Below are 13,592 nucleotides of genomic sequence, written 5' to 3' on the forward strand. Positions count from 1 at the left end.
ATGACCATTGTGTGCCGGCCGGGCGACGAGCTGATCCCGGCTTTCGGCGACGACGTGCTGTCGGTCGAGCGACTCGACGACGTACTTCGCGCCCTGATGGACGACCCGGCCGAGGACCTGGTCGTGGTGGGGCCACGGATCGCTCCGGACGAGGCGCTGGGCTTCGCCGCCCATCTGCGGCTCGAGCGGCCGACCACCGGCGTGATCCTGGTCCGCGAGCATGTGGATGTCGAGCTGCTGACCGAAGCGCTCCGAGCCGGGGTGCGAGAGGTGGTGAGCGCGGGTGACACCGCCTCGCTCGTCGCGGCCTGCGAACGGTCGCGTGCCCTGTCGGAGCGGGCGCGTGCGGAGCTGCGGTCCCCGTACGACGTCGACCCGGGGCAGCGCGGCAAAGTCGTCACTGTGTTCGCGGCCAAAGGTGGCTGCGGCAAGACGACGATCGCGGTCAACCTGGCGGCGGCGCTGGCCACAGTCGAGGACCAGCAGGTCTGCCTTGTCGATCTGGACCTCGCCTTCGGTGACGTCGCGATCAGCGTCCAGCTGGATCCGGTCCGCACGATCAGCGACGCGTTGCCGATGTCGGGTCATCTCGACACGACTGGTGCGGCGTCGCTGCTGACGACGTACCGGCCTGGTCTGGAGATGCTGCTCGCACCGGTCACCCCGGGCGACGCGGAGAAGATCCCGGCCGGTCTCGTCGGCGAGCTGCTGACCGTTCTGCGCGGGATGTTCGACTTCGTCGTCGTGGACACGCCGGCGCAGTTCAGCGAGCACGTGCTGACGGCGATGGACATGTCCGACCACCACGTACTGCTGACCACACCGGACACGCCGGCGCTGAAGAACCTGCGGATCACGCTGGACATGCTCGACCTGCTCGCGTACTCGCGCGACATCCGCTCGGTCGTGGTCAACCGCTCCGACTCGAAGGTGGGACTGTCGTCGGGCGATGTCGAGCGCGTGGTGCGCAGTCCGCTCGACGCCCAGGTGCCGTCCAGCCGCAGCGTGCCGATCTCGATCAACAAGGGCATTCCGATCGTGGTCGGGACGCCCAACCATCCGGTCAGCCAGGCGATCGTCCGGTTCGCGCACGAGCGTCTGCTCAGCAGGCCCGCGACGGCGAAGACCAAGGCGTTCGTACGTCGTGGCGCCGGGAGGCGATGATGAACCTCTCCGAGCGACTGGCGCAGCGGCAAACCGGCCAGGACCCGCAGCCCACGAACGCGTCGCACGCACCCGCCGACGTGCCGCGTCGTGCCGCCCGCAACGCCGACCCGTTCGCCGGTGTGAAGCGCAGCGTGCACCAAGGACTGCTGGAGAGCCTCGGCCCGAAGCTGTACGACGCCCACCTGGACCAGCGCGAGCTGGAACAGCGGGTGACCCAGACGCTGCAGGCGGTCCTCCAGCGCGACGACACCCCGATGACCGCGGCCGATCGCGCGCGGGTCGCCCAGGAGGTCCTCGACGAGATCCTCGGTCACGGACCGCTCGAGCCGTACCTGCGGGACGCCGGCGTGTCCGAGATCATGGTCAACGGCCACGACCAGATCTACGTCGAACGGGAGGGCCGGCTGGTCCCGGTCGACGCGGCGTTCACCGACGAGAACCACCTGCGCCGCACGATCGACAAGATCGTCTCGCGGATCGGCCGTCGGGTCGACGACGCCAGCCCGATGGTGGATGCCCGGCTCCCGGACGGCAGCCGGGTCAACGCCGTCGTACCGCCGATCGCACTCGACGGCTCGCTGCTCACGATCCGGAAGTTCGCCGCCGATCCGTTCACGGTCGAGGACCTGATCTCGTTCGGCACGCTGACCGGGCCGGTCGCGGATCTGCTGCGGGCCTGTGTGCGGGGCCGGCTGAACATCCTGATCGGCGGGGGCACCGGCTCCGGCAAGACGACGACACTGAACGTACTGTCGTCGTTCCTGCCTGACGACGAGCGCATCGTCACGATCGAGGACGCCGCCGAACTGCAACTGCGGCAGGACCATGTCCTGCGGCTGGAGTCGCGGCCGGCGAACGTCGAGAAACGCGGCGAGATCGCGATCCGCGACCTGGTCCGCAACGCGCTGCGGATGCGTCCCGACCGCATCATCATCGGCGAGGTCCGCGACGGCGCCGCGCTGGACATGCTGCAGGCGATGAACACCGGCCACGACGGCTCGATCACCACCGTGCACTCCAACGCCCCGCGCGATTCGCTGTCCCGGCTGGAGACGATGGTCCTGATGGCCGGCGTCGACCTGCCGCAGCGCGCGATCCGCGAGCAGATGGCTTCCGCGATCGACCTGATCGTGCACCAGTCCCGGCTCAAGGACGGGACCCGCCGGATCACGCACATCACCGAGGTGACGGGCATGGAGGGTGAGGTCGTCACGCTGCAGGACCTGTTCCAGTTCGACTTCCACGCGGGCGTCGACGAGCGGGGCTGGTTCCGCGGCACGTTGCGGTCGACCGGCCTGCGTCCCGGGTTCCTCGACCGGCTGGCCGATCGCGGCGTCTCCCTTCCATCGAGGATGTTCGGCCTGGAAGAGGTCTACCGATGAGAATCCGCTTGCCAGGCGCTGCATTGGGCGCTCTGCTGGGGATCGCCACGGCTGTCCTGCCCGGTGTCGCGTTCGCCGGCGGCGGTCCGTCGGCGCGCGTCGACTCGGTGCAGGTGAGCCCTGGCCATGTCGGCTTCGTCCTCACCACGGCCAACGTGTCGGGCGCGAAGTCTTTGCGTGTCACAGCAGGCCGTACTGCGCTGCTGGCACGCGTGACCCAGGTGGGCAGCTCGACAGTGACGACAGCCCCGCCACGCGCCGTGGTCATCGTGCTCGATACCAGCGGCTCGATGGCGGGCTCGGGGATCGCTGCCGCCCGCAAGGCTGCGCTCAGCTATCTGGCAAGTCTGCCGACCGACGTACAGGCCGGTCTGGTCACCTTCTCCGACAAGCCTCAGCTCGCGGTCCGGCCGACGACGAACCGTGCTCTGGTTCGTCAGGCCTTGACCCGAGTGCAGGCAACCGGAAACACCGCGCTGTACGACGCCGTACGCACAGCCGTCGCGACGCTGTACGCCGCTCGGCTCGGTCCGTCGGCGCAGCGCCGGTTGGTCGTGCTGTCGGACGGAGTCGACACGTCGAGCAAGGCGAACCTGCCGGCGGTCACCAGAGCGCTTGCCACGAACCGGGTGCCGGCTGACGTCGTAGCCTTCCGGTACGGCACCGGCGACGCGTCAGCGGCACAGCAGATCGCATCGGCTGCGGGCGGTCGGACTCTGGCCGCGCAGAGCTCGGGTCAGCTGACGGCGGCGTTCGCAGCCGTGGCTCGCAACTTCACAGCTCGGGCCAAGGTCGACGTCACCGTGCCGGACGCACTGGCCGGCCGGCGCGTCACGCTGCTGGTCAAGGTCGGCTCGGTCAGTACGACGGTGCCGGTGACACTCGCAGCGATCAAACCTCCACCAGCACCTGTGAAGGTTCCCGCAGTACCGGTCCGGCCGCCGCAGCATGTGGCCTCCTGGCAGCTCCTCGCCTTGCTCGCCGGCGTGTTCCTGATCGTCGTACTCGCTGTCGTGTTGCTGCGATGGCAAGGCTCGCGCGAAGACACTGCACGCCGTTTGGTGCAGCAGGTCGGCCAGTACGGGCCTCGGCGCGATGAGCACCGGCCGACTGCAGAGGAAGGCGCTGCCGCGCGCACCGCGGTCGGACTGGTCGATCAGGTACTGCGATCGACCGGTGCGGAGCAGGGCCTCGGCCTACGGCTCGATCTGGCGGACGTGAAACGAAAGCCGGCCGAGTGGGCGTTGCTGGTGTTCTGCGGCGGTACGGCGCTCGCGGTCGCCCTCATGCTGCTCGGGGTCAACCGCCTGCTGTGCCTGCCGATCGGGCTCGTCGCCGCGTGGCTGGCGCAACGGATCTTCCTCAGCATCCGCATCGGGCGGCGGCGGGCGGCGTTCAGTGAGCAGCTTCCCGACGTACTGCAGCTGATCGTCGGCTCGTTGCGGTCCGGGTTCTCGCTCGCGCAGGCGGTCGACGCTGTCGTCCGCGACGGCACACAGCCGGCCGCTGGTGAGTTCTCGCGGGCACTGGCCGAGACGCGGATCGGAGTCCAGCTGGAGGACGGGCTGAACCACGTCGCGGACCGGATGCAGTGCGACGACCTGCGGTGGGTCGTGATGGCCACCCGGATCCAGCGTGAGGTCGGCGGCAACCTGGCCGAGGTCCTGACCAACACCGTCGACACCATGCGCGAGCGGGCGCAGACGCGGCGACACGTGCGGGCTCTGAGCGCCGAGGGACGGCTGTCCGGTTACATCATCGTCGGACTGCCGATCGTGCTCGGCGGATGGCTGACGTTCAGCAAACCGGAGTACATGAGCCCGCTGTTCACCACGCCGCTCGGCGTGATGATGGTCGCCGCCGGCGTCGGGCTCATCATCGTGGGCGGATTCTGGATCCGCGCTCTGATCAAGGTGGAGGCGTGAGATGACCCCGACCGTGCTCTTGATCGTGGGCGTTGCCGCGCTCGGCGCCGGCATCGTGCTGGCCGTCATCGGCATCACTGCGCGCGCCGCCGACGGCGGCGTGGCGCGAGCGCTCGCGGCGATCGACAGTCACTACACCCGGCAGGCTCCGACGGCCACCGAGACGCCAACGGATCCGTTCACCGCGCTACCGGGCTGGCTGCGCGGAATCGCCGTACGGCTCTCTCCGTCAGGGATCAGCGCGACACTGCAGCGCCGCCTGGACCTGGCCGGCAATCCGTCCGGCTGGACGCCCGACCGGGTCCTGGCTGCGAAGGGACTGGGACTGTTCATCCTCGGGGGACTTGGCGGCCTGTACGGGCTGCGGACGATCGGTCTGCTGATCGTCGGCGCAGCGGTGGCGGGCACTGCGGGTTTCTTCCTGCCGGACATCCTGCTGTACAACGCGGGGATCAAGCGGCAGGAGAAGATCCAGAAGGCCTTGCCGGACGCGCTCGACATGCTGACTGTCTGTGTGGAGGCCGGACTCGGCTTCGACGCCGCGCTGGCACAGGTGGCGCGGAACACGACCGGTCCGCTGGCGGCCGAGCTCTCGCGGGTGCTGCAGGAGATCCAGATCGGCAAGTCCCGCTCGCAGGCGCTGCGCGCACTGAGCGAGCGGACCACGGTGCCGGAACTGCGCTCGTTCGTGTCCGCACTGGTGCAGGCGGGCGAGCTGGGCATCACCATTGCCGACGTACTGCGTGAGCAGGCGAAGGAGATGCGTCTGCGCAGGAGGCAGCGGGCCGAGGAGAAGGCGCAGAAGGTGCCGGTGAAGATCCTGTTCCCGCTGGTGTTCTGCCTGTTCCCGTCGATGTTCATCGTCATCCTCGGACCAGGCGTGATCAGCATCGTCAACGTCTTCTTCGGGAAATGACAGCCATGGCGAACCGCCGGATGGACGTCGGCCGGCTGGTCATGGTGCCGGGTGCGGTGCTGATGCTGTCGGCCGACGCGTACATCCTCACGCACTCGACCGGCGTACTGCCCTGGATCGGGAACGCCTTGGTTGCCGTGTTTTACGCACTGATCATCTGGGCCTACGTCCGGCGTGGTCCGGCCAAGGCGACCAGTACGTCGCGCACGGCACATGTGGCGGCCGTGGTCGCGACGCTGGTCCCCTTCGCGTTCCCGTTGCTGACCGGCGACCGCTCCGGCACCGGACGGCAGCTGGCCGCCGACGTACTCCTGGTCGGCGGCACGGCATGGTCGGTCTGGTCGCTTCGCAGCCTGGGCAAGAACCTCTCGGTCATCGCGCAGGCCCGCGACGTCGTCGACCACGGCCCGTACCGCTGGATCCGGCATCCGCTGTACACAGGTGAGATCGTCTCGTCACTCGGTCTGGCCATCGCGTCCGGAACCGCCGGCGCCGCCGGTGCGTGGATCCTCCTCGTCAGTCTCCAGCTCTACCGAGCACACCACGAGGAACGCGTCCTGCTGATCACGCTGCCGACGTACGCCGCCTACCGCGCTCGAACGGCCGCCGTGCTCCCGTGGATCAGCCGAGGGCCGAGTGCAGGCGGAGTGCTACCTGGATATCTAGCAAGTGGTCGGGAGACAGCCAGCCGTCGCCGAGTAGGGCCGTGACGCGGTCCAGGCGTTGCTGGACGGTGTTGGGGTGGATGTGGAGCGACGTGGCCGCGCGGGTCGGGCTCTGGCCGGCGGCGAAGTAGGCCTGGAGGGTGCCGATGAGGTCGGTGCCGCGTTGGGCGTCGTAGTCGATGACCTTGCCGAGCACGTGGTGCACATGGCTGCGAACGTCTACATCGGATGCGCCGACCAATCCAGCAACGCCCAGATCATCAGGTGTGGCGGACTCTCCAAGGCGCCCTAGGCGGAGCATGGTGGCGACCAGCCGGGCGGCCTGGCGGTGGGCTTCGACGAGAGGCTCGCCCCAGGCGGCAGGACCCGTCACGGCGATGGTGACGCCGGCACGCTTCGCCACCTCGGCCAGATCGCGTGCCGCGCTGCTGGGCGTCGTACGAGCGAACAGGAGCACCAGGTCCCCGCCATAAGGACCCGAGAGCACGAGTCTGTCCTCCAGCGGTGCGGAGAGTCGCGCGCGTACGGCGGTGTGGTCGCCGCGGCAGACTGCGACGACGAGGCGGTCGTGGCGATGGTTCGGTGCGAGCAGCCGGAGTCGATCGGTCAGCGTGCGTGGATCGGCGCTCCCACTCAGTACGTCGGCCAGCAGATCGGCCTGTGCACGTTGGGATTGCTCAGCGGACTGCCGCCGGAAGAGCAGGACCAGTGCGGTGACAACAGCAGCGCGTTCGACGATGCGTCGGTCTGCGCCGGACAGGTCGTCAGCGCCTCCGATGACGAGGGCGCCGAGTCGTTCGCCCTTCGCGGTGGCCGCGACGATCCAGCAATCACCGATGCGAGTCAGACGGCCGGACTCGGACTCCTGCCAGGGCACCGATTCAGGCACTGCCCCGGCGACAGCAAGTTCGTTGCCAGCGGCATCGACCAGTACGACCCACACGTCGAGCAACTCGGCCAGTGCGGCGGCGATGGCGTCCACATCGCCGCCGGACAACACGATGTCGGCGAAGCGGTCGTGTGCGGCGGCAGCGTGTTCGACGCCGGCATGTGCGGCAGACAGCTGGTCCAGCGCAGCTGCTGTCTCCGCGGCCGCACGTACTTGGACGATCGTCACCGCCGCCAGCGTGGCGAGTGAACCGAGCAGCGACACCTCATCGCGACTGAAAGGCCGCGCTGTCCGGTTGGACGCGAACAGCACGCCGACGAACGCTCCGTCGACGATCAGCGGCGTACCGCAGATCGCCACGAGCCCCTCCTCGCCGACCGCATCGTCGATCGGCATGGTGTGGCGGAAGCGTCGGTCGGACGGGTAGTCCGCGGTCCAGTACGGCTTGTATGTCTCGGCGACCAGTCCGCCGAGTCCAGCACCCAGAGGCAGTCGCAGTTGCTGGAAGGCAGCCGACACCGAGCCATCAGTGGCACGCATGTATGTGTCGCCACGCTTCCCGTCGTACAGCGTCAGGTAGGCGACGTCCGTGCCGATCAGCGTGCGGGCGCGGTGGACGATGGTGTCGAGTACGCCGCCTGGATCGCGCGCCGACGCCAACTCGCGCGCTACGTCGACCAGTGCGGACAGCTCGGCCTCACGCTTCTTGCTGGCGTCCATGCCGGCCCGGATGCGCAGGGCGAGGTCGCGTGCCACCGCGTCCTCGCCCGCCGCCCGGGCCAGCTCGCTCCCGGGCGCATCCTCAGCCAGTAGCCGCAGAAGCTCCTCCATGGTTCTACAGAGTAGTGAGATCGCGGCGGTGCGTTTCGGAGTACGACGTCACTGCGATCACCGAGATCACTGCACACGCTGCGACGTAGACAGCGATCGCATAGCCCGAGTCGTACGCCTTCAGGAGCGCCACCGCGATGAACGGCGCCAGACCGCCCGCGATGATCGACGCGAGCTGGTAGCCGACCGACACACCGGAGTACCGCACCCGCGTCCCGAACAGCTCGGTGAAGAAGGACGCCTGCGGTCCGTACATCGCACCGTGGAAGATCAGCCCGACAGTCACGGCCAGAGTCGCCAGTGCGAAGTTGCGAGTGTTGATCAGCGCAATGAAGACGAACACCCAGAGGCCAACGCCGACAGCACCGATCAGATAGACCGGCCGGCGACCGACGCGGTCCGACAGCGCGCCCCACGCCGGGATAGCGAAGAAGTGGATGGCAGCACCGATCAGTACGGCGTTCAGAGCGAACGACTTGCCCATCCCCAGCTGCTCCTTCGCGTACGTCGCGATGACGATCGTGAAGATGTAGTAGCTGACGTTCTCCGCCATCCGCGCACCCATCGCAGTCAGCACCTCACGTGGGTACCGCGTGATCACCTCGAGCACAGGCAGCTTGTCCGCGGGCTCCTGCTTGGCCTGGGCCTCCTGGAACACCGGCGACTCCTCGATCCGCAGCCGCACCCACAGCCCGACCAGCACGAGTACTGCGGACAGCAGGAACGGGATGCGCCAGCCCCACGCGTTGAAGTCAGCGTCCGACTGGAACGCAGCCAGCCCGGCCAGTACGCCGTTGGCGATCAACTGCCCCGCCGGCGCACCAGCCTGCGGCCACGACGCCCAGAAACCGCGCCGGGCCGGGTCACCGTGCTCGGACACGATCAGTACGGCGCCGCCCCACTCGCCGCCGAGCGCGAAGCCCTGGATGAGCCGCAGCACCGTCAGCAGGATCGGTGCGAGCGCACCGACCTGTGCGTACGTCGGCAGCAGGCCGATGGCGAAGGTAGCGAGCCCCATCATCAGCAGCGACAGCACGAGCAGCTGCTTGCGTCCCAGCCGGTCACCGAAGTGCCCGAACACCACGCCGCCAATCGGCCGCGCGAAGAAGCCGACCGCGAACGTAGCGAAGCTCAGCAACGTCCCGCTGAGCTCCTCGCCCTTCGGGAAGAACAGGTCGCCGAACACCACCGATGCGGCGACGCCGTACAGGAAGAAGTCGTACCACTCGACCGTCGTACCGACGAGACTCGCGCCCACCACCCGGACGATCGACGTACGGGTGCGGACCGGTTCTGTAGCTGTCATGGGCGGGTCTCCTCAGTGCTCGGTGGTGGGTGTGGTTCGAGTGATTCCGGTGTTCAGGTGCGTGCATCGGCGTGCTCGGGGAGCGTCCTCGATGCGGAGCATCGTGGACGCTCGCCGAGTGCGGCGAGGTGCGTGCCTGGGCGCCGGAAGCGCCGAAGCACACCCACCACCGAGCACTTGGTTAGTGGGCGGTCCAGCCGCCGTCGAGTACGAACGAGCTCCCCGTGATGGAGGCGGAGGCCGGGCCGCACAGCATGGCCATGAGCTCCGCCACTTCGGCCGGTTCGATCAGGCGCTTCACCGCGACCGGCTCGAGCAGGACCTTGTCCAGCACCTCTGACTCGGACAGGCCGTGGGTAGCGGCCTGGTCCGCCAGTTGCGCGGTGACCAGCGGCGTACGGACGTAGGCCGGGTTGACGCAGTTGCTGGTCACTCCGTGCGCCGCACCTTCCAGTGCGACGACCTTGCTGAGGCCCTCCAGCCCGTGCTTCGCCGAGACGTACGCCGCCTTGAACGGACTGGCCCGGAGACCGTGGACCGAGCTGATGTTCACCACGCGGCCCCAGCCGGCGCCGTACATGTGTGGAAGCGTCTGCCGGATCAGGCGGAACGGCGCCTCGAGCATGAGCCGGATGATGTAGCTGAACCGCTCCGGCGGGAACTGCTCGACCGGTGCGACCTGCTGTACGCCAGCGTTGTTCACCAGGATGTCGACGTCGGTCGGCAGGTCGGACAGCCGCTCCAGCTCGGACAAGTCGGCCAGGACGGTCTCCACACCATCCAACGCGTCCAGACCGGCCTGGTCGTAATCCACGGCGATCACGTGGACGCCGTCCGCGGCCAGGCGTTGGGCGCAGGCGGCGCCGATGCCTGACGCGGCACCGGTGACGAGGGCTCGACGGGTCTCCATGGCCGATGACTGTAGAAATCCGGGCCCGCGCACACTATGGGATCGGCCCACACAACCTGCGGGCGCTGTATGGCGCGACACGCCACTTATCCACAACCGTGCCTATCAAACCTGCGGCTGCCGATAGCTGGACCTATTGTTGAAACATGGTCGATATCGAACATCCGAAGAAGAAGGCGGCCGGCGTCCCCGCGGTGCTCTCGTCGTTCAAGTTCGGTTTCCGGGAGATGGGTCCCGCGCGGACCGGCAAGGTGTTCCTGAAGATGAACCAGGACGGCGGGTTCGACTGCCCGTCCTGCGCCTGGCCGGACCCTGACCACAAACGCAAGCACGCGGCCGAGTTCTGCGAGAACGGCGCGAAGGCGGTGGCCTGGGAGGCGACCCGCAAGCGCGTGCCGCGGGAGTTCTTCGCCGAGCACTCGGTCGAGGCGATGAACGAGATCTCGGAGTTCGACCTCGGCAAGCTCGGCCGGATCACCGAGCCGATGCTGCTGCGGGCCGGCGCGACCAACTACGAGCCGGTCGGCTGGGACGAGGCGTTCCAGGTCGTCGCGCGGCACCTGAAGGCCCTCGTCGACCCCGACGACGCCGTCTTCTACACCTCCGGCCGGACCAGCAACGAGGCCGCGTTCCTCTACCAGCTCTTCGTCCGCGCCTACGGCACCAACAACCTGCCCGACTGCTCGAACATGTGCCACGAATCTTCGGGTACGGCGCTGTCGCGGGTGATCGGCAGCGGTAAGGGCGCCGTCACGCTGGAGATGCTCGAAGAGGCCGAGCTGATCGTCGTCGTCGGCCAGAACCCGGGCACCAACGCGCCGCGGATGCTCAGCCATCTCGAGATCGCCAAGCGCAACGGCGGCGACATCGTCTCCGTGAACCCGCTGCCCGAGCCCGGCCTGATGAACTTCAAGAACCCGCAGGCCGCGCGCGGCTGGATCGGCAAGGGCACGAAGCTCGCCGACCAGCTCCTGCAGATCCGGATCGGCGGCGACCAGGCGCTGTTCCTTGCCATCGGCCACCTTCTGCTCGAGGCCGAGGCGGCCAACCCGGGCACGGTGCTGGACAAGTCCTTCATCGAGTCACACACCAGCGGGTTCGAGCTCTACGCCAAGCACAACACCGAGATCGACTGGCCCGCCGTCGAGCTGGCGACCGGGCTGCGGCAGGCCGAGATCGAGGAGCTCACCCAGCGGTTCATCAAGTCCAAGGCGACGGTGATCTGCTGGGCAATGGGGCTGACGCAGCACCGCGAGGCCGTCGCGACGATCAGCGAGATCGTCAACGTCCTTCTCCTGCAGGGCAACATCGGCAAGCCGGGCGCCGGCCCGTGCCCGGTGCGCGGTCACTCGAACGTGCAGGGCGACCGCAGCATGGGCATCTGGGAGAAGATGCCGGAGACGTTCCTGGACAAGCTCGACTCCGAGTTCTCCTTCACCTCGCCGCGCGAGCACGGCATCGACGCGGCGGAGACGGTGAAGCGGCTGCGGGACGGCGCCGTTCGCGTGTTCTTCGCGATGGGCGGGAACTTCGCGTCCGCGACGCCGGACACCGAGGTCGTGCATCGCGGTCTGCGTGAGTGCGATCTGACCGTGCACGTGTCGACGAAGCTCAACCGGTCGCACACGATCACCGGCCGCGAGGCGCTGATCCTGCCGACACTCGGGCGGACCGACCACGACCACACAGCGGCTGGTCCGCAATCCGTCACGGTCGAGGACTCGCAGGGCGCCGTACACCTCTCGACCGGGAACCTCATTCCCCCGGGCCCGGAGATGAAGTCGGAGATCGGCATCATCTGCGGGCTGGCGCAGGCCGTGGTGCCTTCAGTAGGCGAGATCCCTTGGGCCGATTTCGCGGACGACTACAGCCTGGTCCGGCAGCGGATCGGGCGCGTAGCCGACGGGTACGAGAACTTCGAGGACCGCTTACGGGCGAACGGCGGCGGATTCCTGCTGGCGCATGCGGCGCGGGACAAGCGCGAGTTCAAGACGTCCGATGCGCGGGCGCAGTTCACCGCCAACGACCTGGTCTGGTTGCCGACGGAGCCTGGCCGGCTGTTGCTGCAGACCATGCGCAGCCACGACCAGTTCAACACCACGATCTACGGCCTCGAGGACCGCTACCGCGGCGTCCACGGGACGCGCGAGGTCGTCTTCGTGAACCCGGACGACCTCGCCGAGCTCGGTCTCGAGGACGGCGCGTACGTCGACATCGTCAGCGAGTTCCGTGGGGTCGAGCGCCGCGCCTCGCACTTCCGGCTGGTGTCCTACCCGACGGCTCGTGGCTGCGTGGCGGCGTACTACCCGGAGACCAACGTGCTGATGTCGGCCGACGACGTCGCCAAGGGCAGCAACACGCCTGTCGCGAAGGGCCTGACGGTCAGGCTGGAGCCAGTCGCTTCCTGAACCACGGCTGGAGTACTGCGAGCGCGACCGCAACAGCTGCGCTTGTCAGCCAGAGCCCTGCCGCGCCGGAGCGCTCGAGCAGTTGGGTGACTGTGAGCGGGGCGATCGTGGTCGCGATCCCCCAGCTCAGTCCGAAGACGGCCAGGTACCGGCCGCGAGCCTGATCCGGCGCGAGGCCGGAGGCTTGCGTGAGGTACCGGGTCAGGAGGAACAGGTCGCCGAGGCTCCACAGGATCGCGGCAACTACGAAGACCGCGAGGTTGCCTGCGACTGCGCAGACGACCAGCCCGGCCGCGAGAAGCACATACCCGATGGTGATGGATCGGAAATCGTCGAGGTGCTGGACGCGCAGCAGGCGTTGCGCAGCGATCAGGGTGATCGCGGAGATGGCCAGGATGATTCCGATGCCGGACTTCGGCAGGCCTTGTTCAAGCAGCGTTAGTGGCAGTCCGATGATGATCTGCATGTAGATCGTTGCGAAGATCGTGCCACCGGCCAGGAGCAGGAGCAGTCGGCGATCGCGCCACACCGACACCGTCGAGGTGGGAGCTTTTTCTACACCCGCCAGGTCGGTTCGAAGGACAAGCGCGACCAGAGCGGCGCAGGACAAACAGGTGATCGCGTCGGCGACGAAGAGCCAGCGGAGATCCCAGTGGCTGAGCGCGGCCGCGAGGAGACCGGCCAGCACACCCGCGGCTGCGAGCGCGGCGCTGTAGAGACCGTAAGCCGCAGGACGATTCGAGGGCTCGGTGACGTCGGCGATCATGGCCTGGCTCGGCGGCTCGTAGATCTCGAACGCGAGGCCGAGCAGGATCGTCGCGAGCACCGCGGACCACAACGTGTGGCTCAGCGCGATCCAGAGCTGGGCGATCGCACAACCGGTGAGGCCGAGGACGATCGTCCGGCGCCGGCCGAGACGGTCGGCCAACTGGCCGCCCAGCAGCCGGGACGGGATCGTCGCAGCGCCGAAGACGGCGAGGATCAGGCCGGTCTCCCCGAGCGAAGCACCGAACTCGACCGTGAGCACCACGCCCAGGAACGGCAGCGTGAACGCGCCGATCCGGTTCACCGCGCGGGCGACGACCAGGATCCAGACAGTCCGGGACAGCCCGCGCCAGGGTCCGGTCAGCGTGGCAACAGCGCTCATGACGACTCCATGACTGTCTAAACGGATATGATCGGTCACGCGAGAG

10 protein-coding genes are annotated in these 13,592 nt (G+C 68.2%); 6 read left to right on the plus strand and 4 right to left on the minus strand.

Annotation, left to right across the window (positions count from 1 at the left end; all coding sequences use genetic code 11):
* The 5 genes from ACQPYH_RS34605 to ACQPYH_RS34625 are packed head-to-tail and all read left to right on the plus strand — an operon-like array spanning position 1 to position 6,100.
* On the plus strand, positions 1 to 1,164 hold the full coding sequence (locus ACQPYH_RS34605) for an AAA family ATPase (protein ID WP_432880144.1): 1,164 nt from the start codon (positions 1 to 3) through the stop codon (positions 1,162 to 1,164).
* Entirely contained in the window at positions 1,164 to 2,549 is a 1,386-nt protein-coding gene (locus ACQPYH_RS34610; RefSeq protein ID WP_432880146.1) for a CpaF family protein, read from the plus strand. Before ACQPYH_RS34605 ends, ACQPYH_RS34610 begins: the two co-directional genes overlap by 1 nt.
* A complete protein-coding gene (locus tag ACQPYH_RS34615; protein WP_432880149.1) occupies positions 2,546 to 4,474 on the plus strand; it encodes a VWA domain-containing protein in 1,929 nt (642 codons plus the stop codon). Before ACQPYH_RS34610 ends, ACQPYH_RS34615 begins: the two co-directional genes overlap by 4 nt.
* A 1-nt stretch (position 4,475) precedes the next feature.
* Positions 4,476 to 5,390 (plus strand): type II secretion system F family protein, encoded by a 915-nt coding sequence (locus ACQPYH_RS34620; RefSeq protein WP_432880151.1) that lies wholly within the window; start codon positions 4,476 to 4,478, stop codon positions 5,388 to 5,390.
* On the plus strand, positions 5,387 to 6,100 hold the full coding sequence (locus ACQPYH_RS34625) for a methyltransferase family protein (protein WP_432880153.1): 714 nt from the start codon (positions 5,387 to 5,389) through the stop codon (positions 6,098 to 6,100). Before ACQPYH_RS34620 ends, ACQPYH_RS34625 begins: the two co-directional genes overlap by 4 nt.
* Here the strand turns inward: ACQPYH_RS34625 and ACQPYH_RS34630 are convergent.
* From ACQPYH_RS34630 to ACQPYH_RS34640, 3 genes are all read right to left on the minus strand, one after another.
* Entirely contained in the window at positions 6,012 to 7,775 is a 1,764-nt protein-coding gene (locus ACQPYH_RS34630; protein WP_432880156.1) for a helix-turn-helix domain-containing protein, read from the minus strand. The genes ACQPYH_RS34625 and ACQPYH_RS34630 overlap by 89 nt on opposite strands.
* 4 nt (positions 7,776 to 7,779) lie before the next feature.
* A complete protein-coding gene (locus ACQPYH_RS34635) occupies positions 7,780 to 9,081 on the minus strand; it encodes an MFS transporter (RefSeq protein ID WP_432880158.1) in 1,302 nt (433 codons plus the stop codon).
* Positions 9,082 to 9,262: 181 nt separating this feature from the next.
* On the minus strand, positions 9,263 to 9,991 hold the full coding sequence (locus ACQPYH_RS34640) for an SDR family NAD(P)-dependent oxidoreductase (protein ID WP_432880160.1): 729 nt from the start codon (positions 9,989 to 9,991) through the stop codon (positions 9,263 to 9,265).
* 146 nt (positions 9,992 to 10,137) lie between these two features.
* Between ACQPYH_RS34640 and ACQPYH_RS34645 the strand changes: the two genes are divergently transcribed.
* Positions 10,138 to 12,399, plus strand: coding sequence for an FdhF/YdeP family oxidoreductase (locus ACQPYH_RS34645; RefSeq protein ID WP_432880163.1), 2,262 nt, complete (start codon positions 10,138 to 10,140; stop codon positions 12,397 to 12,399).
* Here the strand turns inward: ACQPYH_RS34645 and ACQPYH_RS34650 are convergent.
* On the minus strand, positions 12,374 to 13,546 hold the full coding sequence (locus ACQPYH_RS34650; protein WP_432880166.1) for an MFS transporter: 1,173 nt from the start codon (positions 13,544 to 13,546) through the stop codon (positions 12,374 to 12,376). The two genes, ACQPYH_RS34645 and ACQPYH_RS34650, sit on opposite strands and share 26 nt — an antisense overlap.
* Positions 13,547 to 13,592 lie beyond the last annotated feature (46 nt).

It is taken from the genome of Kribbella sp. CA-245084 (genome assembly GCF_050942355.1).
GTDB lineage: Bacteria > Actinomycetota > Actinomycetes > Propionibacteriales > Kribbellaceae > Kribbella.